Origin of the sequence: Rhizobium sp. P40RR-XXII (assembly GCF_012641405.1) — a bacterium.
GTDB lineage: Bacteria > Pseudomonadota > Alphaproteobacteria > Rhizobiales > Rhizobiaceae > Rhizobium.
This window is the reverse complement of sequence record NZ_JABAII010000018.1, coordinates 31,996-52,539: the sequence shown is the minus strand read 5'-3', so window position 1 is coordinate 52,539 and position 20,544 is coordinate 31,996. Positions and strand designations below refer to the sequence as shown.

Sequence of the window (20,544 nt, the reverse complement as noted above, 5' to 3'; positions counted from 1 at the left end):
CCCGATGGAGGCAGAGCCGTCTGTTTGGTGCGCATTCGGTACAATACCTGCGCAATTTGACTATCCCGGAAAGGTGCTGACGCTAAAAAAGCGCTCCCGCCTAGCCAGCGGACGACCCGCGACCGAGATGGCGCACCGTTTCGATAAAGGCCCGCAGCTTTGGCGCCAGCTCGGCGCGACGCGGGAAGTAAAGGAAAAGGCCGGCCTCCGTGACGGCATGGTCGTTCAGGAGCTGAACAAGCCTGCCGGATGCGATTTCCGACTGCACAAGCGGTTCGAAGACATAGGCCAGCCCTACGCCGGCCAAGGCCAGCTCGATTGCCGAATGCGATTCCGTGACGATTGCCTGGCCGCGCACCGTGACGGCGACATCCCGCCCATTCTCGACGAATTCCCATTGATAGAGGCCGCCGGAACGCATGAGGCGGTAGCCGATGCAATTGTGACTGGAAAGATCGCCGAGCGTGTTCGGGCAGCCGAAACGTCCGATGTAATCAGGGGAGGCGACGATGACCGATCGGAAGGGCGGCGTGAGGCGGACGGCGACCATGTCCTGCGCGATCATTTCGCCGATACGTATGCCGGCATCGAAGCCCTCGGCAACGATATCGGTCAATCGCTCATCGGAGAAGATCTCGACCTCGACTTCGGGATAGCGTTCGGCCATGGCTGCTATCACGCGGGTGACGGCAAGCGGCAGGCAGACACGTGACGCATTGATACGCAGGAGGCCGCTCGGTCTTCCCTGGACGGCCTTTATGCGCTCGATGCGCTCATGAATATCCTGTAGCGCCGGGGTGATCGTGCCGATCAGGCTCCGACCTGCCTCGGTCAACGCCACGCTGCGCGTCGTGCGCGCAAACAGCGGTTGTCCGAGCCTTTCCTCCACCAGCCGTACCGCATGGCTGACGGCCGATGCGCTCATTCCCAACTCGCTGGCGGCGGCCGCGAATCCACCTCGGCGCGCGACAGTGGCGATAACAGGCAGATGTGACAGCAGATCGCGATCCATTCATGCATGATATCGCATAATGCATGCAAATTAAATGATCTTATCGAATGGCCGAAAAGCAGCGAACTTAGTGGCATCAAATCGCTGCGGGTCCCTTCGATCATCGAACTCAGGCTTGCATGTCAAAGAGGAGCATCGCTATGAGCATAGAGTTTTACACGCTTGGCAACAGTGGCTTGAAGGTAACGCGGCTTGCCCTCGGCACCATGACGTTCGGCACGGAATGGGGTTGGGGATCGGACAAGGCAGCGGCGCGCGCCATCTTCAATGCCTATGTCGACGCCGGCGGCAACTTCTTCGATACGGCCGATGCTTATACGGGTGGCACGTCGGAAACCTGGCTCGGCGAATTCATTGCCGAACGCGGGTTGCGCGATGACGCGGTGATCACGACCAAGTTCACCATGAATCTTACCGCCCGCACGCCGAACGCGGCAGGCAACGGCCGCAAGAACATCCTGCGATCCGTCGAAGGCTCGTTGAAACGCCTCAATACGGATCACATCGATCTTTATCTCATGCATTGCTGGGATCGCCTGACCCCGCCGGAAGAGGTGATGCGCACCTTCGACGATCTCGTTCGCTCCGGCAAGGTACGCCATGTCGGCTTGTCCGATGTGCCCGCCTGGTACGCCAGCCGCGCCCAGGCCGTTGCCGAGCATCGCGGCTACGAGCCGATCTCGGCGCTGCAACTGGAATATTCGCTGGCCGAGCGCAATATCGAGAACGAGTTCGTGCCGTTCGGCACGCGCTATGGCGCTGGGATCATGGCCTGGAGCCCACTGGCGAGCGGCCTCTTGAGCGGCAAATATCGCCCAAGCGGCGAGGGCGAGACCGCCGGCCGGCTCGAGACGGTGCGCGGCACCACCAATCCCGGCTTCCAGAAATTTACCGATCGCAACTGGGCCATCGTTGCCGAACTGGAGAAGGTGGCGGCGGAGCTCGGGCGCAGCATGGCGCAGGTGGCAGTCAACTGGGCGATGACGCAGCCCGGAATAGCCTCGATCATCGTCGGCGCTACGAAGCTGGAGCAATTGAACGACAATCTCGGCGCCTTGGATTTCGCAATACCATCCGAGCTACGCCGCCGTCTCGACGAAATCAGCGCCCTGCAGCCGGCCTTTCCCTATTCGTTCTTCGGGCCGGAGGTCCAGGGCGGCCTAACCGGCGGTCAGACGGTCGGAGGCAAGCCTGCCGGTTACTATCCGGATCTGAATATTTCCGGACAATTTGCCGGCGTCAGCTAATTCCGTGGCAATAATCATCAGCGCGCCAGCACTCGCCGGCGTGTTGTCTTGAAATAGAGCGGATGCCTTGTTTCCTCCGAGTTCTGCTGTTAGAGACCGCGCCGTGGCGTCGAAGAGCCATGAAATCCGGTCGCAGCCCACCCGGTCAAAACAAGGGATCTTGTACTATGAAGACTATCGTCATCTGCTCCGGCGGATTGGACTCGGTTTCGCTCGCCCATAAAGTCGCAGCCGAACATCAGCTTATCGGCCTCGTCTCCTTCGACTACGGCCAGCGCCATCGCAAGGAACTCGACTTCGCCGCCGCTTGCGCCAGGCGTCTGGGCGTCCCTCATCAGATCATCGACATCACCGGCATCGGCAAGCACCTCACCGGATCGGCCTTAACCGACGATGTCGATGTGCCGGACGGGCACTATGCCGAAGAAACCATGAAGGCGACCGTCGTGCCGAACCGCAACGCGATCATGCTCGCGATCGCCTTCGGGCTGGCGGCCGCCCAGAAGGCGGATGCGGTCGCCGTTGCCGTTCACGGCGGCGACCATTTCATCTATCCGGATTGCCGGCCCGGTTTCATCGATGCATTTCAGCAGATGCAGAACCACGCGCTCGATGGCTATGCCAGCGTTTCCCTCTATGCGCCCTATGTGACTATCTCGAAAGCCGATATCGTCACGGATGGTGCACGGCATCAAATGCCCTTTGCCGAGACCTGGTCGTGTTACAAGGGCGGAGAACGCCATTGCGGCCGTTGCGGCACCTGCGTCGAACGGCGCGAAGCCTTCCATATCGCCGGCATCGCGGATCCCACCGATTATGAGGATCCGGATTTCTGGGTGTCGGCGACATCGGGCTTTGTCGCTGCGGAGGTGAAGTGATGTTCCGCATCACCAAGGAATTTCACTTCTCAGCCTCGCACCAGCTCTCGCATCTTCCCGACGACCATCAGTGCGCGCGCATGCATGGGCACAATTACATCGTCGTGGTAGAGCTTTCGGCCAGCGAACTCGATCGGAACGGCTTTGTGCGTGACTATCATGAGCTGCAGCCGCTGAAGCGCTATATCGACGAGGAATTCGACCATCGCCATCTCAACGATGTGCTTGGCCATGATCGCGTCACCTCGGAATACCTGGCCAGGCATTTCTACGACTGGTGCAAGTCTCGCCTGCCGGAGACATCGGCGGTGCGCGTCAGCGAGACGCCGAAGACCTGGGCGGAATACCGGCCATGAGCGAAGCGCGCATTCGCGTAAGCGAGATCTTCGGGCCGACGATCCAGGGTGAGGGTATCCTGATCGGCCTTCCGACAATCTTCGTGCGCACCGGCGGCTGCGACTATCGCTGTTCCTGGTGCGATACGCTGCACGCGGTCGACAGCGACTACCGCGATCAGTGGCAGCCGATGTCGGTCGACGAGATCTGGTCGGAGGTGACGCGGCTTTCCGGCGGCAAGCCCTTGACGATATCGCTGTCGGGCGGCAATCCCGCAATCCAGCCTCTCGGCCCGCTGATCGCGCGCGGTCATGCCGAGGGCTATCGTTTCGCATTGGAAACGCAAGGGACCCTGGCGAAGGATTGGTTCGCCGAACTCGACGTGCTGGTGCTGAGCCCGAAGCCGCCATCGAGCGGTATGGCGACGGATTGGGGCGCATTCGACGACTGTCTGCGCATGGCGGCTCGCAAGCCGCAGGTCGCGCTGAAGATCGTCGTGTTCAACGACGTCGATTACACCTATGCGCGCGAGGCCGCGTCGCGCTATCCCGACCTGCCGCTTTATCTGCAACCCGGCAATCACACGCCGCCGCCGCCGGAGGCCGACGATGCCATCGTCGATATCGAAGGCATCGTCGAGCGCATGCGCTGGCTCGTCGACAAGGTCAGCGGCGACCGATGGTTTGAGGCAAGAGTGTTGCCGCAATTGCACGTGCTGATTTGGGGCAACAAGCGCGGCGTTTGAGCCGCTGCGATCTGGCCTCTTTCGTTATCGATGTCGTGCGGCCTCAAGGGCCGCAAGGCGCCATGTCACGATTTCTTGCCGTGAGCACCCTCGTCGGTCGCGTCTGGTGACATTGGCCCGAGTTCGGCATCGAACAGCTTCGACAATGTCTTCAGGATCTGCCGAACACCGGGGTGATCGCAGGTATAATATCTGAATTGCGCCTGGCGGCGCACTTTCACGATACCGGAATGATGCAGCCGCGTCAGATGCTGGCTCAGCGCCGATTGCGATATTCCCAGCTTCCTGGCTAGGCTGTTCACATCCTCTTCGTGGCGTGAGAGATGAATGCAAACCTCGAGACGTTTGGGATTGGAAAGCTGGCTGAGAAGATCTGCATGATAGATGAGGCGCTCATCTTCTGTGGTCTGATCTGAATACATGGCGCGGCCGATCATTGATGTTTAAACTGCAAAGCCCCGGCATCGCGCGATGATGAACGCAAAAGTTGCAAAATTATAGTCTAAATTATTGCAAAAACGTTGCACCTTCGCGGAGCAAACGGACCTCCCATTCAGGCCGATCGTCACCGATCAACCTTTCTACAACCGAAAACTAGGGTCCTGTTGCAGTTTGGGAATATGTTCCACCGTTCGTTTTTGCAATTATTCTGTAACAAAATCGAACGAACTGCCTTGTTTTTGTCCGTCTTTTGACATCGCGCTGCTAATTAAGCCGTTTATCTTCTGCTCCAACGAACAGGAGGTAACCATGACCCATAGGGACTTGACGATCGCCGAAGTTCTTAGAGACCCGCTGATCCGCCAGGTCATGCGCGCAGATCACATATCCGTTTCAAGGATGGCGAACCTGCTGCAGGATGCCGCCCGCAGGCAGGAGCTTGCTTTGTCTGCCAACATTGCACCGATTGCGCATGCGGCCGCGCGGTCGGTACCGCGGATCGATTTGCGCTGATATTATCTACCTGGATTTGTCGACGGCAATCGCCACGGGATCGGCGATTGCCACTATTTCCCAGCGTTCCCAATCCCGGTTTCGCAACGTGCTGGGCCTGCCGTCAGAGTGCGCCGCTCCGGTTGAGCGAGATCGCATAGACACTGGTCGTCGCCGTCATGAAAAGCTTGTGCTTGCCACGGCTGCCGAAGCAGAGGTTGGAGACGGTCTCCGGCACCAGGATCTTGCCCATGAGGTGACCGTCCGGCGCGATGCAATGCACACCATCGGCGGCTGAAGACCAGAGATTGCCGTCGCTGTCGAGGCGCATGCCATCGGCGCAGCCCGGTGAAATCGTATGAAACACGTCGCCACCGGACAGCCGCCAGTTTTCTCCGACATTGAAGACGCGAATATGCTGCGGGTCGCTACCATGCATGCGGCCGGTATCGGCGACGTAGAGCTTTTTCTCGTCGGGGCTGAAGGCAAGTCCGTTTGGGCAATTGAAATCCGTCAGGACAGCGGAGATCGCGCCGGAGGGATCGACACGATAGACATTGCAGGGCAATTCCTGCTCGCTTCTATGCCCCTCATAATCCGTCGCAATGCCATAATGGGGATCGCTGAACCAGATGGCACCGTCCGAGGCGACGATGACATCATTCGGCGAGTTCAGCCGCTTGCCCTGATAGCTGTCGGCGATGATCGTGGTCGATCCGTCATATTCTGTACGCGTCACGCGCCTGCCGCCATGCTCGCAGCTGACAAGCCGGCCCTGCCGGTCGCGCGTATGGCCGTTCGAAAAATTCGAAGGCTCGCGAAAGACGCTGACGCCGAAGCCCGGTACCCAGCGCATGATGCGGTTATTGGGAATATCGGAAAAGAGCAGGCAATTCAGATCTCCGAACCAGACAGGTCCTTCCACCCAGTCGAATCCGGTGGCAATTTGTTTGACGGGAGCGTTGCCGAGGATGAATTTCCCGAAGGCCGGATCGAAAATCTCGAAGAACGACATTATGACAATACCTCCCATAAGGTTACATCTGGAGATCGATGTGTTATCGATAACATATAGAATTGAGTCCGCAAACGGGAGGATAGTTGCATGAGCCATGTTCTGACGTCGAGTGTCTTGAGCGACGAAGGTGTGACGACGCTGTTGACGGCGGCCATCGCCGCGGCCACCGCGATGGGGCAGCCGCAATGCATCGTCGTGGTCGACCAGTCCGGCGTGACATTGGGCTCCTTTCGCATGCGCGGTTCACGTTTCCAATCGCTGAAAAGTGCCGCGGCCAAGGCACAGACGGCCGCCTCCATCGGTGCGCCAAGCCATTCCTTGCCGGAACATGCCAGGGTGCCGCTTGCGGTTGCAACCCATGGCGGGATGACCGGCTTGCGCGGCGGCTTGCCGATCCGTGTTGCCGGCACGCTTGTCGGCGGCATCGGTGTCGGATCGGGCTCCGGCGAGCAGGACGAACAGGTAGCCCGCGCCGCCCTTAAGGCAATCGGCGCCGATCTCGACTAACGGACAGACGACCTCCCTCTGATCCTGCCGATCCGAGGGAGGTCGCAAACGGTCAGGCGAAGACGATTTGCGCCTTCATCGCCTTGCTTCGATCCGAGGCGATCTCGAAGGCACTGATCGCCTCGGCGAGCGGCACGGTGTGGGTGATGAGCGGCCGCACATCGATAAGGCGCTTGCGCATCAGATCGACGCCGACTGAAAACTCCTCATGGAAGCGGAAGGAGCCGCGCAGCTCCAGTTCCTTGGCGGTAATCGCCATCATCGGCAGGCTCATATCGCCGCCGAGACCGAGCTGCACGATGATCCCACGCGGACGAAGTGCTGCGATACCGCCGACCAGCGCGGCGGCAGCGCCTGAGCATTCGTAAAGGACATCGAAGGTGCCCTTGTCGGCGGAATAAGCAGCAAGAGCCTCCGGCTCATTCTTCGTATTGATGATCCTGTCGGCGCCGGCCTGCTTGGCGAGCGAGAGGGTGAAATCCGAAAGATCGGTCGCCACGATCTCGGCGGCGCCCGCCCGGCGCGCAGCCAGGATCGACAGGACGCCGATCGGGCCGCAGCCGGTGACCAGAACGCGCTTGCCGAGCATCTCGCCCGCGCGCCGCGTGGCATGCAAGGTCACGGCCAGTGGTTCCGCCATTGCCGCTTCGCCAGGCGTCAGCCCATCGGCCGGCACGCATTGGATGGCGTCGGCGACGAGTGTTTCGCGAAATGCGCCCTGGATATGCGGAAAGGGCATGGCGCTGCCATAAAAGCGCATGTTGAGGCATTGATTGGGCAGTCCTTGCAAGCAGTAGCGGCAGGTCCGGCAGGGGCGGGAAGGGGAGACGGCAACGAGCTGACCGAGCTCGAGGCCTTGCACGCCGGAGCCGAGTGCGATGACGGTGGCGCTGACCTCGTGTCCCAGGATCATCGGCTCCTTCAGGCGCACGGTGCCGAAGCCGCCGTGATGGTAGTAGTGCAGGTCGCTGCCGCAGACACCGCCGGTCGCGAGCCTCAGCTTGACTTCTCCCGCACCCGGCTCTTCCCCCGGACGATCCTCGATCCGCACATCCTTGGCGGCGTAAGCGACGATGGCTTTCATTTTCCTCTCCTCAAAGAACGGGTGTCGGCAGAGCCTGGCCGGCGAAGTGGGCGACCAGATTGTCACGCACCAGCTGGCCCATGGCCTTGCGCGTCTCCACGGTCCCGGAGGCATGGTGAGGCTGCAGCAGCACATTGTTCAGCGCCAGGAAGCGCGGATTGAGCTTCGGCTCGCCTTCGAAGACGTCAAGAGCGGCCGATCCGAGCTTGCCCGTCTCCAGCCCGTCGAGCAGTGCGTCTTCGTCTATATTGGAAGCTCTGGAGATGTTGATCAACATGCCTTCCGGGCCGAGCGCCTCGATCACCTCGCGGCCGACAATATGCCGGGTTACCGGCGAAGCGGCGAGCGTGACGAACAGGAAGTCCGATTGTTTGGCAAGCTCGACCGGATCGGCCAAGAAGGTCATGTCGGATGCGTAGGATTTCGCCTCGACATCGGAATAGGCAATATGCATGTCGAAGCCCTTCAGGCGCTTGGCGACTTCAAAGCCGATGCGGCCGAGGCCAAGCACGCCGGCACGCCGTCCCCAGACGCGCCGCTTGAGAGGGTAAAGCCCCTTTTGCGCCCAGCTGCCGTCACGCACCCAGGTCTCGGCGCCAATCATGCCGCGCGATAGGCACAGCATCATGGCAATCCCGAGATCCGCAACGTCGTTGGTCAGGACGTCGGGCGTGTTGGTAACGCGAATGCCGCGCTCGCGGCAGGCTTGCAGGTCGACGGCATCGAAGCCCACACCATAGACCGAAATGACTTCGAGATTCGGGCAGGCCTCGATCATGGCTCGATTGGCGCCGAGTTCGCCGCGTGTGGCAATGGCCTTGATCGACGATCCGACGTCGGCAAGCAGTTTCGCCTTGTCGACGGCCTCGAAATAGCGATGCACCCGAAATGCCGCATCGAGCGGTTCTTGATCCCATTGCGGATAGGGGCCAATCTGCAGGATTGATGGCCTGTCCATCTTTTCACGTCCTCCCTTGACATCAAATGTTATCGATAACATAAACGGGGAAGACAACCATTGTCGAGTTAAAAAAAACGGAGGAAACGATGTCTCTTGGCCTCTTCGATCTGAAAGGGCGGCGAGCCCTGGTGACGGGTTCTTCCCAAGGCATCGGGCTTGCGCTCGCCAAAGGTTTGGCCGCGGCGGGCGCCGAGCTGGTTCTCAACGGACGCGATAAGGAAAAGCTTGCCAAGGCAGCTGAAAGCTTCGAAAGCAAGGTGCACCTGCTGGCATTCGATGCCACGGATCACGAGGGCGCGCGCCAGGCTGTCGATACTTTTGAGGCGCAAACGGGCGCGATCGATATCCTCGTCAACAATGCCGGCATGCAATTCCGCACGACGCTCGAGGATTTTCCCGCCGACGCCTTCGAGCGGCTTTTACGCACGAACATATCGAGCGTCTTCAACGTCGGTCAGGCCGTTGCACGGCACATGATCAAACGCGGCGCCGGAAAGATCATCAACATCGCAAGCGTGCAGACGGCACTGGCGCGGCCGTCGATAGCGCCCTATACGGCAACCAAGGGTGCCGTCGGCAATCTGACCAAGGGCATGGCGACGGATTGGGCTAGGCACGGGCTGCAATGCAATGCCATCGCGCCCGGCTATTTCGATACGCCATTGAATGCAGCCCTCGTTGCCGATGCCGAATTTTCGTCCTGGCTCGAAAAGCGCACGCCCGCCGGCCGCTGGGGTCGCGTCGAAGAACTGGTCGGCGCCTGCATCTTCCTCGCCTCCGACGCCTCCTCCTTTGTCAACGGACACGTGCTTTATGTCGATGGCGGCATCACAGCTTCGCTCTGACGATGCCAGGCTGCAGCGCTACGTCGTCATGGGCGTCAGCGGTTGCGGCAAGTCGTCTGTCGGTTCGGCGATCGCGATGCGCCTTGGCGGCATCTATGTCGATGGCGATGATCTTCATCCACCGGCCAATGTTGCCAAGATGAGTGCCGGCATACCGTTGACCGATGCCGATCGATGGCCCTGGCTCGACAAGGTCGGTCACTACCTGGCTTTGGCGGATGAGACGGCGCTGATCGGATGTTCGGCGCTGAAGCGCATCTATCGTGATCGGATCCGCGAGGTTGTCGGCGCGCCGGTTTCCTTCATTCATCTTGCCGGCACGCGAGAAACGATCCTGCGGCGTTTACAGGCGCGGCCGGACCACTTCATGCCGCCGGCGTTGCTCGACAGTCAGTTTGCCGCGCTCGAGGTACCCGGCGCTGACGAACGGGCGATCACCGTCGATATCGATCAGCCGCTGGACGCGGTGGTGGCGGCCATCATAGCCGCATTGGAGGAGGACCAATCATGAGCAACAAGGTGGCGTTGATCGGCGCCGGCGCAATGGGCGGTGCAATCGGCTCCCGCCTGGTGGAGACCGGCAATCATCTGACGGTTTTCGATCCCAACACGGACAAGGTCGCCGCGCTGACTGCAAAAGGCGCCATGGCAGCCCCCAGCGCTGCGGAGGCGGCGAGCGTTTCCGATTTCGTGATTCTGAGCCTCAATTCGCCCAGGATTGTGCATGCTGCGGTATTCGGCCCGGGCGGCGTTGCCGAAGGGGCCAGGCCGGGAACGCTGATCATCGACATGTCGTCGATCGATCCCGACGCGACGAAGGCGCTTGCCGCCGAGGTTGCGGAAAAGGGACTGCGCTGGGTGGACAGTCCGCTTTCCGGCGGCGCGGCGAAGGCGCTGATCGGGCAACTGACCCTGATGGCCGGCGGTCGCGAACAGGATGTCGCGGAGGCGCATCAGGTCCTGCGTCACGTGGCCTCGAATTATACGCATATGGGGCCTGTCGGCGCGGGCCAGACCACGAAGCTGATCAATCAGGTTCTCTGCGCATTGAACTTCCTGGCCGTCGCGGAGGCGACGCAATTGGCGCTCGATGCCGGCGTCGATGCTGACAAGATCCCGCAGGCGCTGAAGGGTGGGCGGGCCGATAGCGCCATTCTGCAGGAATATATGCCGCGCTACGTCACCAAGGATTATCGCCGCACCGGCAGGATCGACAACATGGTCAAGGATCTGAACGGCGCGCAGGATCTCGCCCGCAGGACCAACACGGCCATGCCGCTGACGGCGGTCTGCGCCGAGATACATCGCATGCTGACGGCCTCAGGCCTCGGTGGCGAAGATCAGGCGGCATTGATGGAATTCTTTAAAGGGCCGAACAAGGAGATCGCCGGATGATTACCCGATACGCATTATTCGAGGGCAAAGTCAGGGAAGGGCAGGCGGAAGCGTTTCGCACCGCCGTCATGGAAACCATCCTGCCAAAATGGAAGCAGTTTCCGGGCGCCCTTGACGTACGGGTCACATTCGCCGAAGCACGCGACGAAGGCGCCCCTGAATTCCCAATGATCCTGGCCGTCAATTATCCGGACATGGCTGCCGTGGAAAACGCACTTGCAAGCCCGGTCCGTGCGCAAGCGCGCGCGGCAACAGAAGCCGTCCTCTCCCGGTTCTTCGAAGGACGTATCCATCATCACGTGACGCTTGCGCATGAGTTCCAGCTATAGGCTGCCCCTCGCAAAAAGCGTTTCGGGGCCACGCCCGAACGGCGCTCCCACATCGGGGTAAAAGGGCGGGCTCTTGCCATCCATGGGAGAGGCATATTACTCTGATGGTAACGATAACATAGGCCGTCGATGAGCAACGATCGCAAAACGCCCACCATGGCAGATATAGCCCGCGTCATGGGAGTCTCTCCCATGACGGTATCGCGCGCCTTCAAGGCCGATAGCCTCGTCAGCCCGGAGACGCGCGAAGCCATCCTCAGAACGGCGGAGGAACTCGGCTATGTCTTCGACAGTACGGCCTCCAATCTTCGTTCGCAAAAGTCAGGCTTTGTCGCGGTCACCATTCCCTCCATCAACAATGCCAACTTCGCGGAGACTGCCGGCGGCCTTTCCGATATCCTATCCAAGCGGGACATGCAGATCCTGTTTGGCTACACGAACTATAATGTCGAGGAGGAGGAGCGGCTGATCGAGCAATTGCTGCGCCGCAAGCCGCAGGCGATCGTCGTGACCGGTGGCACGCATACGGACCGTGCCCGCAGGCTCCTGCAGACCGTCGCCATTCCAGTGATCGAGACCTGGGACATCCCGGCCGATCCGATCGGCCACTATGTCGGCTTTTCCAACACGGCCGTCATGCGGGATATGGTGGACCATTTCGTAGCCCTTGGCTGTCGGCGCATCGCCTTCATCGGCGGCGATGTCGAGAGGGACTCGCGCGGCAGCGAGCGCCGCTTTGGCTTCATCGCGGCGATGCAGGCGCATGGCCTTGATGCCACCCGGCTGATCGCCGCGGGATCGCCGCCGATTTCTATGCGGGAAGGCGCCAATGCCATGGCGAAGTTGATCGAGCTCTATCCGGATACGCAGGCCGTCGTCTGCGTCTCGGATCTTGCCGCCTACGGCGCGCTCACCGAATGTCGCCGACTTGGGATTCCGGTGCCAGAGCGCTTTTCCATCGGCGGCTTCGGCAATTATGAAATCGGCGAAGTCTGCGTGCCGACATTGACGACGATCAACGCCTTTGCGCGGGAAATCGGCGAGCGGACCGCGCAACTGATCCTGGATATTCTCGATGGCACACAGCCAGTCACCGATGTTAGGATTTCACCGCAACTGATTGCGCGCGATAGCAGCCGCCGAGTTTAGCATCTTGCCGAATGATATGGCGCGACCCGTAGGCCGCGCCATATCGTTTCAACGGGATCACTTGCCCCAGATCTTCTTGTATTCGTCCTTATAGCCGTTATCCGGATCAAACGTGTTTTTCGGTCCGCCATCGGACTGGATATTGTCGGCCGTCACGACATGCAGCGGCGACAGGTAGCCCGACCATTTTTCGCCGGCGAATGCGCGATTGAGTTCGTCGATCAGCTGCCAGCCCTGAAGATTGAGGGGTTCGGCCACCGTGACCTTCTGGAATTGACCGGCGCGGATGCGTTCATAGGCCGATTGCGAGCCGTCGCCGGCGGCGACATTGATCGGTGCGTCGGTGCCGCCCTTGCCGGCGGAGGCGAGCGAGGGACCCATGAAGTCGAAATAGAGGTCGTTGATCGCAAGTGAATGGGTCCAGCTGTCACCATATTTCTGCAGGAGCGACGTCGTGAGCTGCGGCATGCGCTGCGACGTCTCGGCGATCGGGGTGTCGACGTATTCCAGCACCTTGCCGCCTAGCCGCTCGATTTCCTGCTTCATCCTGTCCGCCTTGGCGATGGCGATCGCATAGGTGGAGTCGGTGAAGATGATGACGCCCGGCTTGCCCTTGGCATCGACGAAGGCCCAGTCGGCGGCGGCCTTCGAGACTTCCATGGCGTCGGTGCTGACATTGGCGAAGAGGCCGTTCTTGTCGTCGGGGCCGATGACCGGGCCCGCATGCCAGGCGACCAGCGGGATCTTGGCGGCTTTTGCCTGCTCCAGCGCCGGTGCCTGCTCGACGGCATCGAAACCATCGATGATAATGCCGGCCGGCTGCAGCGCGATCGCCTGACCGAAGGCAGCCGTGCGACCGCCGATCGAGCCCGCGCCGTCGAGAACCTTCACCTGCCAGCCGATGGCCTTGGCTGCTTCCTCGACACCGTTGCTGACGCCGAGAATGCCGCCATTCTTGAGGTCGCCCGCAAGCACGACGATGGTCTTGCCGGCCTGTGCCTTCGGGCCGGTCGTCGGGCCGTCCCATTTGGTCACCGGCGTCGCATATTTGTCGACGACGGCCTTCGCATCCGCCATCGGATCGGCATAGGCCTGGCCGGCGCACAGCACGAGAACGGCGGTGGTCGCCTGCAGGAATTGTCTACGGTTCATGTCGTCTCCTCCCTTTGGACATTTGAACTTCAGATGATTTTCATTTCTCCGCCGGCTTGGCGGAGAGTTGCGGTGCCTGGGCCGGCGCCATGCGCCCTGCATGGCTGCGGCGTCGCTGCGCATAGCCGGCAATGCCGATCGCGACCAGCAATGTGACGCCGTTGAACAGAGGCTCGACATAGAAGGAACCGCCGAATTGCTGGATGCCGGCAATGCCGACCGCTAGGATGATGACGCCGATCATCGTGCCCCAGACGTTGACGCGGCCCGGCTTGATCGTCGTCGAGCCAAGGAATGCGCCGACCAGCGCGGGCAGGAGATATTCAAGCCCGACGCTTGCCTGACCGATGCGCAGCTTGGAGGCAAGCAGCACGCCGGCAATGGCGGCAAGCGTGCCCGAGGTGACGAAGGCGCCGATGACAAAACGACGAACCGGGATGCCGTTCAGCGCGGCGGCTTTCGGATTGGCGCCGATCGCGTAGATGTAGCGGCCGATCGGCAGATATTCGAGGACGATCCACATGACGAAGGCAAGGCCAAGGACGTAGATGCCGGTGATCGGCAGGCCGAAAACCATGGTGCCGTTCAGTGCATAAAACCCTTGCGGCAACATGCCCACAACCTGCCGGCCGCCCGTATGCCAGAGCGCGATCGCATAAAGGACAGTGCCTGTGCCGAGTGTTGCGATGAAGCTGTCGATCTTGGCAATTTCCACCAGAAGGCCATTCAGGAAACCGGTCAGCGCGCCGAGCGCAATGACGATAAGCACGGCGACCGGCCACGGCAGGCCGAACATTGTCTGAAGGCTGATCGCAAGCACGTGCCACAGCACGATGCCATAGCCGATCGTCAGATCGATGCGGCCCGCCGCCATCGGGATCATTGCCGCAAGCGACAGGATGGCGATGATCGTCTTATCCGAAACGATCGAACGCAGGTTGAGCATGGTCGGAAACGTCTGCGGCAGCAGAATGGAGAAGAGCACGATCAGCAGCACGGTCAGGATGACGAGGCCGTAAACGGGCAGCAGACGCTGGACCTTCTGGCCGAAGCTCATAGCCGAAAGCTCGGCGCGGGTCGGCTCGAGCGCGTTGGATTCGATCGATTGCATGATGTTTCTCTCCGGTTCAGGCCGCTTCGGATGCCGATGCGGCGGCGATGACCGCCGGTGTTGTGAGGTTAGCGCCGCTAAGCTCGCGCACGATCCTTCCGCGCGAAAATACGAGGGTGCGATGGCAGATATGGGCGATTTCCTCGAAATCGGTTGAGACGACGAGAACGGCAAGGCCAGCCTCGACTGCCTCGGCGATCAGGCGATAGATGTCGGCCTTGGCGCCGACGTCGACGCCGGCCGTCGGATCTTCGGCGATCAACAATTTGCGACCCGTCGCCAGCCATCGTCCCACGACGACCTTCTGCTGGTTGCCGCCCGATAGTGCCTCGATGGCGAGGCTTTGATCGTTGGGCCTGAGACCGACGCGGGCGCCGAGAGAGTAGGCCGCTTCCGCCTCCCGGCGCGGCGACAGGAACGAAAACAAGCTACGCCCCGACGCACCAGGGTTCAGGAAGGTATTTTCACGCAGGCTGAGCGACATGGCGACGGACTCTTCGGTCCGGTCCCTGGCGATCAGGCCGATGCCGGACGCCATCGCTGCGACCGTGCTGGAAAGGTCCGGCTCGCTCCCGTTCAGTCGCACCGTACCGTGCGATGGCTCGCAGCCGAACAGCGCGCGTCCGATCAGTTCCTGCCCCGCACCGCGCAAACCGACAAGACCGAGCAATTCCCCTTGCCGAATATCGAAGGACACGGGTCCGGCGCCGCGGCAGGAAAGCTCCTTGACAGAAACGACTGCAGGTCCTGCCGCTCTTTCCGCCTTGACGAACAATTGGTCGGCCTTGCGCCCGACGATCATGCGAATGAGCTCATCCGGCGTCGTCTCCGAAACCGGCTTCTGGCCGACCAACTGACCGTCGCGCAAGACAGCGACGCGGTCGGCAATGCGGAAAATCTCGTCCAGCCGATGCGAGACGTAAATCATGGCCACGCCGCGTTCTTTGAGCGGCCGAATGGCCGCAAACAGCTTCTCGACTTCGTCGGCGGGCAGGCTGGCGGTGGGTTCGTCAAGGACCAGCACATCTGCTTCGACGGCGAGTGCGCGGGCGATTGCGACGAGTGATTTTTCCGTGCGCGTCAGTTCCTGAACGCGGGTCGAAGGATCGAAGTCGCAGCCCACGAGCTTCAGCGCCTCTGCCGTGCGCCGCTCCGTCGCGCGCCAGTCGATCAGGCGGCCGCGCAGAGAATAACCCTGCGCCAGCCCGACATTCTCGCCGACCGTCATCCACTCGATCAGCCCGAGATCCTGGTGGATGAAGGCGACCGGCTGACGCTGGTTAGGCTGCGGCGGGCGGTGATGATAGGGCTTGCCGCGAAACAGGATCTGTCCGCCATCGGGCTTGTAGATGCCTGCCAGCGTCTTGATGAGCGTCGATTTGCCTGCGCCGTTTTCACCAAGAAGCGCCAGGATTTCACCCGGCCGCAGATCGAGCGAAACATTCGACAGGGCGCGCGTTCCACCAAACTCCTTGGTGATCTCGCAAAATTCGAGCAGCTTTCCGTCGTCCATCCCGCTCCTCCCAAAGCTTCGATGGAAGGAGGCTATGTTATCGATAACATTCCGTCAAGGCCTTCTGCTCCGAACCTCATTGCTGGATGCGTTCCTTTAATGTTGAAAGAATTGTAATCTGTATTTCCGAAGTGATTTTCTTTATATCTAAAATAAAAAAACTGATGGCCGCAATCATCTTATGAAATGATGATCTTTTCTCGCCAAACGTTCATAGTACTAACTAGAGTTGTATCATCCTCTATTTGGACTAATATTTCTTAGGTAGTGCGCTTGGATCACATCTCGTCTAAAATTATTTGCCGGAGATATGAATGACGAGCTGCCGCCGCACGCGTTGAGAAATTCTAAAGGAAGGCGTCTCAATGCGTGCATCTGAGGAAAATTTTTGACGTACGTTACTCAATCGATATTCAAAATTGACAATGCCGATGCTGAGGAGATGACGGCACATTATGCGAGAACCCTATTTCCCGCCGTCGTCGAGCCTCTCAAACGACGCGCTTCGATTTCGGTGGAGGACCGACATTATACGGTCGGTTCCTGCAGCGTGTGGAATGGGAAATGTCATTCCGGAATGAGCGTGACGCTTCCCGGTGGTCCTAATGCCTACGGTCTCTATCTCCCAACCATGGGCAAAATGTTGATCGATGCAGGAGGGCGACAGCTGGTATCGGAGGCAGGCGAGGGCCTGCTTGCAGATATGTCGTCGTTCGAAAAGCTGACCCTGGAAGAGCGGCGCGGCCATATGGGCATGGCCTTCGAAAAATCGGCAATGATCCGTCAGTTGAGCGAATTGCTGGACGCGCCCGTTCTCGACGATCTGGAAATGGGCGGCGCCGTCGATCTCATGACGCAAAGAGGCGCGCAGATCGCGACACTCGGAAATTTGATCTGGCAGAATTTGACGGTTGACGATGCGGACCGCTCGTCCCTGGCGTTCAGCGAGCGTCTGCTGCAGGCGATGATGATCGCGCTGTTGGAAGTGGTGCCGCATGCCTATTCAGCGCACTTGCGCCGGCCGGTTTCACCGGCGATGCCAAAGCAGTTGAAGCGCGCCGTCGAATTTATGCATGCCAATGTCGGCGCCGACATCCGGATCGGTGAAATTGCCCGCGAGGCCGGAACAAGCGTGAGGTCGGTTCAGGCCGCTTTTCAGCAATTCAAGAACATGACGCCCCTTAACTATCTGAGGATGATCCGTCTGCAGGGCGCTCGCAAGGCGTTGATGGACTGCGGACCTTCACGGCCGGTCGCCGAGATGGCACGCGATTGGGGGTTTTCCCACATGGGGCGCTTTGCGGCGCTCTATCATCAGGCCTTTGGCGAAATGCCGTCCGAGACTGCGAGACGGCCCCGGAACGGCGATAGGTAAGATGAGGTCTGCCGAGCGAACAAGGTTTCGCCCGCAGGCGGTTCATTCGCCGACCGCATTCACGATACGGCAGAGATTCTTGCCGACGCCCGGCGCCACCTGGCCCTGCTGCACGATGAAGACCGCATCGACGCGGCTGCCCTTGCCATTCTTGCGCACGACCACGCGCAGAGTTTGCGGTCTGCCGGATCCGCTCGTTTCCTGCTGCGCGGTCAGCGTGCCGAGTTTCTTCTCCACGTTCACATCGACAAAGCCTTCGGCCAAAACAGCGCGCGACACCTTGTCGAAGGCGGCGGTGGTATTGACGGACGGGAAAACCATCCAGGTCTTGTAGGTGATGCCCGTCACGAGCGGCACGCCGCTGCTCTCGTAATGATCCGAACAAGCGTCCGCGAACGCCGGGGCGGCGGAAAAAACGCCGAGCGCAAATACGCAAGCTATCCTTGTAATCATGATTTCATAGCCTTTTGCTACTGAGAAAGACGGTCAGGTCAACGCGTAATCTTGATACTATTTTGGAGAGAGTGCGTCTATCGAGGAAACACGCGTGAAGGGAGGGTTTCGACGGAAATGTATCATCGTCGCCTTGCACGCGTCGCTTGAGTGAAAGAGGTTTCATCTTCTAAATGATTATGGACGACCGTGTCTGCATCCTGCATTCCCTATCGCCGTGGTTGCCGCCTGATTCGTAATTTCTCCGTGTATTTCGGCCGTTAAGTCGTAGTCGAAATGAATGCGGAGGCGTGGTCCCAACCATCAAAGCGGGTGATCGGTTGCTATTTGGACACAATCGTAAACAACCGGACTGTCATAATTCATTATTTATTAGCCCGGCATATTGCCTCCCGCCCTGTGGTTGATATTTCTGCCTTGCTTCTAACATCCGAAGGAGATTCCGGAATGCGGAAATGGGCGGCGATTTTACCCTTGGTTGTCCTCAGCGCCTGTGCAAGGCCGTCTGACGGGCCAAGCGCCCTTAATATCCGCAATGCCAGGATGCCCGACACGCAGCGGAAGATTCCGGTCGTGCCGCTCTCCGAGGCTCCGATGGGCGCGCAGGTCGTTGCGCCGTCCTATGCGCCCACCGATCTGGGGCTCGCAAGCCTCCGCTCGGGCGGCTATTCCAATGCGCGGCTGCGCGCGGGAGACGTCTTCGACGTGACCGTGCTCGATACGGGCGAGGATGGTTTGTTGTCCGCGACCCAGAGCAAGTCGCTTAATCTGGGTCGCTTCACGGTCGATCCGAAGGGTTTTGTCACGATGCCCTACGTCGGTAAGCAGAAGGTGAGCGGTTCGAGCCCGGAAGGCGTGCAATCGCAGATCGTCACCGCCCTTAAGGGCTCCTCGGTCAATCCCCAGGCTGTGGTCACGGTCGTCGACCAGCCTTCCAACGCCGTGACGGTCGATGGCAAGGTTCGCTCGGCTGGACGCTTTCCGCTGACGGCGCGCAAGGAGCGCGTGCTCGATGTTCTCGCGCTGGCCGGCGGCGCATCCTCTGCGCCCAGCAATACCACCGTTACAGTGACTCGTGGAACGCAGCGCGCCACCGCGCCGCTCGCTCGCATTCTCCAGGACGATAAGCAGAACGTGTATCTCGTTCCTGGCGATCAGGTCTTCGTCGACGGAGCGTCGCAAACCTTCACGGCGCTTGGCGCCTTCAAGAGCGTCGGTGAATTTCCGCTGGAACCGGGCAAGACGACCTTGGCCCAGGCGCTTGCCCGCGCCGGTGGTATGCTCGACGATCGTGCTGACTCCCGCAACTTCTACCTTTTCCGGAATCAGAAGATCTATTCGCAGGTTGCGTCGAGCCTAGCTAAGAGCGCCAGTGCGCCGACCGTCGTTTCGGTCAAGCCAGTCATCTACAGCGTCAACCTCAAGCAAGTCTCTAATTTCGTGCTGATGCAACAGTTCAAGATGCAGGATGGCGACACGATTTACGCCAGCAACGCAGACATGGTCGATGCCGCCAAGCTGTTGACCGTCTATCAGAAGAGCGTGCCGACGGCTGCCGCCCCGCTACCGGGCAGTTCATCGTCGAACTGACAGGGTTCGGACTAGACCTCGTCTATCAAGGCAATGGCCGCCGTTGCACTCGGCGGCCTGCTCGATGGGCTTTGATCTGCCAGGTGCTGCGCGACGGCCGTCAACCGCGCAACCGTTTCATCGGCCTCGTCGCAATGATCGAGAAGCAGTTTCATCACGCAACCGGCCGAATAAAGATCGGCACGCGGATCGGCGCCGGGATCTCTTAAGAGTTCCGGCGCGCTGAAACCCGCTGTTGCGGCCTTCGCAATATCCAGGTCGCGATAGCGTGCCCCGTATTCGATCGTCGTGCCGAAATCGGTAATCTTCAGCCGCCTGAAGTCGTCTTCGCATAGCAGCAGGTTGGCGGGCGAAATATCGCCGTGGACAAAGCCAGCCGCATGAATTGCATTAAGCCCCGCAAGCAGGGACCGCATAGCCGCCCTGACATCCCCCAACGAAATCGAGCTGGCGGCCAATCGTTGCGGCAGCGATGGCCCGGCCCATTCCGCGATGATTGCGGGGCGGCCATCGGCCAGGCGGATGGCGCATTGCACGGCGGCGAGATGGACATGGCAAAGGGTCATGCCTATCCGTGCCTCCCGCAACAGCAGGGCCTTGGTGACGGCTTCGTCGGCTCGCTCGGCGCTGATCGTCTTCAGCGCATGCCGCGTTCCCAGATCGCGATGGCGCAACCGGCTGATTTCCGTCCGCTCGTTGCGATGCACGACCGCTTCCACCAGAAACGTGTTCGCGACGAAGCTCGGCTGATCGTCGGCGATCGAGGGCAGGCGCCGATCCAGCGCATCGCGCAATCGATCGGCCAGAAGATCGCTCATGGTCTTCGGCCGCTCGGTTTCGCCGTCGTGGGTGATGAGATGCAGCAGCTCGGCAAAGCGCGTTGCGATCTCTTTCATCTCATTGGTGCTTGG

The 20,544-nt window shown here is 60.3% G+C and carries 23 protein-coding genes; 13 read left to right on the top strand and 10 right to left on the bottom strand.

Features of this window, described 5'->3' with window-relative positions; all coding sequences use genetic code 11:
* Positions 1-100: 100 nt before the first annotated feature.
* The gene (locus tag HGP16_RS26800; protein WP_168843011.1) at positions 101-1,012 is read right to left on the bottom strand and encodes a LysR family transcriptional regulator; all 912 of its coding nucleotides are present in this window, start codon (positions 1,010-1,012) and stop codon (positions 101-103) included.
* A gap of 140 nt (positions 1,013-1,152) precedes the next feature.
* Here HGP16_RS26800 and HGP16_RS26795 point away from each other — a divergent pair, with 140 nt between their 5' ends.
* The 4 genes from HGP16_RS26795 to queE all read left to right on the top strand — a co-directional run bounded on the left by HGP16_RS26795 (position 1,153) and on the right by queE (position 4,218).
* Positions 1,153-2,259: an aldo/keto reductase gene (locus HGP16_RS26795; protein WP_168843010.1), complete on the top strand. Its 1,107-nt coding sequence runs from the start codon at positions 1,153-1,155 to the stop codon at positions 2,257-2,259.
* 167 nt (positions 2,260-2,426) lie between these two features.
* Positions 2,427-3,137, top strand: coding sequence for a 7-cyano-7-deazaguanine synthase QueC (gene queC / locus HGP16_RS26790; protein WP_168843009.1), 711 nt, complete (start codon positions 2,427-2,429; stop codon positions 3,135-3,137).
* Complete coding sequence (gene queD / locus HGP16_RS26785; RefSeq protein ID WP_168843008.1) at positions 3,137-3,493, top strand: 6-carboxytetrahydropterin synthase QueD; 357 nt, start codon at positions 3,137-3,139, stop codon at positions 3,491-3,493. Before queC ends, queD begins: the two co-directional genes overlap by 1 nt.
* Positions 3,490-4,218: a 7-carboxy-7-deazaguanine synthase QueE gene (gene queE / locus HGP16_RS26780; protein WP_168843007.1), complete on the top strand. Its 729-nt coding sequence runs from the start codon at positions 3,490-3,492 to the stop codon at positions 4,216-4,218. The genes queD and queE overlap by 4 nt, the downstream gene beginning before the upstream one ends.
* Before the next feature lie 65 nt (positions 4,219-4,283).
* Here queE and HGP16_RS26775 read toward each other — a convergent pair whose 3' ends face one another.
* Positions 4,284-4,640, bottom strand: a complete 357-nt coding sequence (locus tag HGP16_RS26775; protein WP_168843006.1) for an ArsR/SmtB family transcription factor — start codon at positions 4,638-4,640, stop codon at positions 4,284-4,286.
* Positions 4,641-4,968: 328 nt separating this feature from the next.
* Between HGP16_RS26775 and HGP16_RS26770 the strand changes: the two genes are divergently transcribed.
* Positions 4,969-5,172 carry a hypothetical protein gene (locus HGP16_RS26770; RefSeq protein WP_168843005.1) on the top strand — a complete coding sequence of 68 codons (204 nt, stop codon included), beginning with the start codon at positions 4,969-4,971 and terminating at the stop codon, positions 5,170-5,172.
* A 103-nt stretch (positions 5,173-5,275) separates the two neighbouring features.
* On the opposite strand, the gene HGP16_RS26765 is transcribed toward HGP16_RS26770, so the two are convergent.
* A complete protein-coding gene (locus HGP16_RS26765; protein WP_168843004.1) occupies positions 5,276-6,166 on the bottom strand; it encodes an SMP-30/gluconolactonase/LRE family protein in 891 nt (296 codons plus the stop codon).
* 90 nt (positions 6,167-6,256) lie between these two features.
* Here HGP16_RS26765 and HGP16_RS26760 point away from each other — a divergent pair, with 90 nt between their 5' ends.
* Positions 6,257-6,676, top strand: coding sequence for a heme-binding protein (locus HGP16_RS26760; RefSeq protein WP_168843003.1), 420 nt, complete (start codon positions 6,257-6,259; stop codon positions 6,674-6,676).
* A 52-nt stretch (positions 6,677-6,728) separates the two neighbouring features.
* Here the strand turns inward: HGP16_RS26760 and HGP16_RS26755 are convergent, their stop codons facing one another.
* The gene (locus HGP16_RS26755) at positions 6,729-7,760 is read right to left on the bottom strand and encodes an L-idonate 5-dehydrogenase (RefSeq protein WP_168843002.1); all 1,032 of its coding nucleotides are present in this window, start codon (positions 7,758-7,760) and stop codon (positions 6,729-6,731) included.
* Between the two features lie 10 nt (positions 7,761-7,770).
* A complete protein-coding gene (locus HGP16_RS26750) occupies positions 7,771-8,718 on the bottom strand; it encodes a 2-hydroxyacid dehydrogenase (protein ID WP_168843001.1) in 948 nt (315 codons plus the stop codon).
* Between the two features lie 89 nt (positions 8,719-8,807).
* Here HGP16_RS26750 and HGP16_RS26745 point away from each other — a divergent pair, with 89 nt between their 5' ends.
* The 5 genes from HGP16_RS26745 to HGP16_RS26725 all read left to right on the top strand — a co-directional run bounded on the left by HGP16_RS26745 (position 8,808) and on the right by HGP16_RS26725 (position 12,439).
* Positions 8,808-9,566 carry an SDR family oxidoreductase gene (locus tag HGP16_RS26745; RefSeq protein WP_168843000.1) on the top strand — a complete coding sequence of 253 codons (759 nt, stop codon included), beginning with the start codon at positions 8,808-8,810 and terminating at the stop codon, positions 9,564-9,566.
* A complete protein-coding gene (locus HGP16_RS26740; protein ID WP_409526865.1) occupies positions 9,541-10,077 on the top strand; it encodes a gluconokinase in 537 nt (178 codons plus the stop codon). The genes HGP16_RS26745 and HGP16_RS26740 overlap by 26 nt, the downstream gene beginning before the upstream one ends.
* Positions 10,074-10,961: an NAD(P)-dependent oxidoreductase gene (locus HGP16_RS26735; protein ID WP_168842998.1), complete on the top strand. Its 888-nt coding sequence runs from the start codon at positions 10,074-10,076 to the stop codon at positions 10,959-10,961. Before HGP16_RS26740 ends, HGP16_RS26735 begins: the two co-directional genes overlap by 4 nt.
* Positions 10,958-11,290: a hypothetical protein gene (locus tag HGP16_RS26730; protein WP_168842997.1), complete on the top strand. Its 333-nt coding sequence runs from the start codon at positions 10,958-10,960 to the stop codon at positions 11,288-11,290. Before HGP16_RS26735 ends, HGP16_RS26730 begins: the two co-directional genes overlap by 4 nt.
* A gap of 129 nt (positions 11,291-11,419) precedes the next feature.
* The gene (locus HGP16_RS26725; protein WP_168842996.1) at positions 11,420-12,439 is read left to right on the top strand and encodes a LacI family DNA-binding transcriptional regulator; all 1,020 of its coding nucleotides are present in this window, start codon (positions 11,420-11,422) and stop codon (positions 12,437-12,439) included.
* Positions 12,440-12,496: 57 nt separating this feature from the next.
* On the opposite strand, the gene HGP16_RS26720 is transcribed toward HGP16_RS26725, so the two are convergent.
* Genes HGP16_RS26720 through HGP16_RS26710 form a run of 3 tightly spaced genes read right to left on the bottom strand, consistent with a single transcriptional unit; the run spans position 12,497 to position 16,215 of the window.
* Entirely contained in the window at positions 12,497-13,591 is a 1,095-nt protein-coding gene (locus tag HGP16_RS26720) for a substrate-binding domain-containing protein (protein ID WP_168842995.1), read from the bottom strand.
* Positions 13,592-13,631: 40 nt separating this feature from the next.
* Positions 13,632-14,702, bottom strand: a complete 1,071-nt coding sequence (locus HGP16_RS26715) for an ABC transporter permease (protein ID WP_168842994.1) — start codon at positions 14,700-14,702, stop codon at positions 13,632-13,634.
* 16 nt (positions 14,703-14,718) lie between these two features.
* The gene (locus HGP16_RS26710; RefSeq protein WP_168842993.1) at positions 14,719-16,215 is read right to left on the bottom strand and encodes a sugar ABC transporter ATP-binding protein; all 1,497 of its coding nucleotides are present in this window, start codon (positions 16,213-16,215) and stop codon (positions 14,719-14,721) included.
* A gap of 442 nt (positions 16,216-16,657) precedes the next feature.
* Between HGP16_RS26710 and HGP16_RS26705 the strand changes: the two genes are divergently transcribed.
* Positions 16,658-17,590, top strand: coding sequence for an AraC family transcriptional regulator (locus HGP16_RS26705; protein WP_312862965.1), 933 nt, complete (start codon positions 16,658-16,660; stop codon positions 17,588-17,590).
* Positions 17,591-17,632: 42 nt separating this feature from the next.
* On the opposite strand, the gene HGP16_RS26700 is transcribed toward HGP16_RS26705, so the two are convergent.
* Entirely contained in the window at positions 17,633-18,043 is a 411-nt protein-coding gene (locus HGP16_RS26700; protein WP_168842991.1) for a hypothetical protein, read from the bottom strand.
* Between the two features lie 447 nt (positions 18,044-18,490).
* Here HGP16_RS26700 and HGP16_RS26695 point away from each other — a divergent pair, with 447 nt between their 5' ends.
* Positions 18,491-19,633 carry a polysaccharide biosynthesis/export family protein gene (locus tag HGP16_RS26695; RefSeq protein ID WP_168842990.1) on the top strand — a complete coding sequence of 381 codons (1,143 nt, stop codon included), beginning with the start codon at positions 18,491-18,493 and terminating at the stop codon, positions 19,631-19,633.
* An 11-nt stretch (positions 19,634-19,644) separates the two neighbouring features.
* Here the strand turns inward: HGP16_RS26695 and HGP16_RS26690 are convergent, their stop codons facing one another.
* Positions 19,645-20,529, bottom strand: coding sequence for a protein kinase domain-containing protein (locus HGP16_RS26690; RefSeq protein WP_168842989.1), 885 nt, complete (start codon positions 20,527-20,529; stop codon positions 19,645-19,647).
* Positions 20,530-20,544 lie beyond the last annotated feature (15 nt).

Bases quoted from the DNA above. Each gene is read 5' to 3' on its own strand.
- HGP16_RS26800 (WP_168843011.1), bottom strand. From the start codon at position 1,012: ATGGATCGCGATCTGCTGTCACATCTGCCTGTTATCGCCACTGTCGCG.
- HGP16_RS26795 (WP_168843010.1), top strand. From the start codon at position 1,153: ATGAGCATAGAGTTTTACACGCTTGGCAACAGTGGCTTGAAGGTAACG.
- queC (WP_168843009.1), top strand. From the start codon at position 2,427: ATGAAGACTATCGTCATCTGCTCCGGCGGATTGGACTCGGTTTCGCTC.
- queD (WP_168843008.1), top strand. From the start codon at position 3,137: ATGTTCCGCATCACCAAGGAATTTCACTTCTCAGCCTCGCACCAGCTC.
- queE (WP_168843007.1), top strand. From the start codon at position 3,490: ATGAGCGAAGCGCGCATTCGCGTAAGCGAGATCTTCGGGCCGACGATC.
- HGP16_RS26775 (WP_168843006.1), bottom strand. From the start codon at position 4,640: ATGTATTCAGATCAGACCACAGAAGATGAGCGCCTCATCTATCATGCA.
- HGP16_RS26770 (WP_168843005.1), top strand. From the start codon at position 4,969: ATGACCCATAGGGACTTGACGATCGCCGAAGTTCTTAGAGACCCGCTG.
- HGP16_RS26765 (WP_168843004.1), bottom strand. From the start codon at position 6,166: ATGTCGTTCTTCGAGATTTTCGATCCGGCCTTCGGGAAATTCATCCTC.
- HGP16_RS26760 (WP_168843003.1), top strand. From the start codon at position 6,257: ATGAGCCATGTTCTGACGTCGAGTGTCTTGAGCGACGAAGGTGTGACG.
- HGP16_RS26755 (WP_168843002.1), bottom strand. From the start codon at position 7,760: ATGAAAGCCATCGTCGCTTACGCCGCCAAGGATGTGCGGATCGAGGAT.
- HGP16_RS26750 (WP_168843001.1), bottom strand. From the start codon at position 8,718: ATGGACAGGCCATCAATCCTGCAGATTGGCCCCTATCCGCAATGGGAT.
- HGP16_RS26745 (WP_168843000.1), top strand. From the start codon at position 8,808: ATGTCTCTTGGCCTCTTCGATCTGAAAGGGCGGCGAGCCCTGGTGACG.
- HGP16_RS26740 (WP_409526865.1), top strand. From the start codon at position 9,541: ATGGCGGCATCACAGCTTCGCTCTGACGATGCCAGGCTGCAGCGCTAC.
- HGP16_RS26735 (WP_168842998.1), top strand. From the start codon at position 10,074: ATGAGCAACAAGGTGGCGTTGATCGGCGCCGGCGCAATGGGCGGTGCA.
- HGP16_RS26730 (WP_168842997.1), top strand. From the start codon at position 10,958: ATGATTACCCGATACGCATTATTCGAGGGCAAAGTCAGGGAAGGGCAG.
- HGP16_RS26725 (WP_168842996.1), top strand. From the start codon at position 11,420: ATGAGCAACGATCGCAAAACGCCCACCATGGCAGATATAGCCCGCGTC.
- HGP16_RS26720 (WP_168842995.1), bottom strand. From the start codon at position 13,591: ATGAACCGTAGACAATTCCTGCAGGCGACCACCGCCGTTCTCGTGCTG.
- HGP16_RS26715 (WP_168842994.1), bottom strand. From the start codon at position 14,702: ATGCAATCGATCGAATCCAACGCGCTCGAGCCGACCCGCGCCGAGCTT.
- HGP16_RS26710 (WP_168842993.1), bottom strand. From the start codon at position 16,215: ATGGACGACGGAAAGCTGCTCGAATTTTGCGAGATCACCAAGGAGTTT.
- HGP16_RS26705 (WP_312862965.1), top strand. From the start codon at position 16,658: ATGACGGCACATTATGCGAGAACCCTATTTCCCGCCGTCGTCGAGCCT.
- HGP16_RS26700 (WP_168842991.1), bottom strand. From the start codon at position 18,043: ATGATTACAAGGATAGCTTGCGTATTTGCGCTCGGCGTTTTTTCCGCC.
- HGP16_RS26695 (WP_168842990.1), top strand. From the start codon at position 18,491: ATGCGGAAATGGGCGGCGATTTTACCCTTGGTTGTCCTCAGCGCCTGT.
- HGP16_RS26690 (WP_168842989.1), bottom strand. From the start codon at position 20,529: ATGAAAGAGATCGCAACGCGCTTTGCCGAGCTGCTGCATCTCATCACC.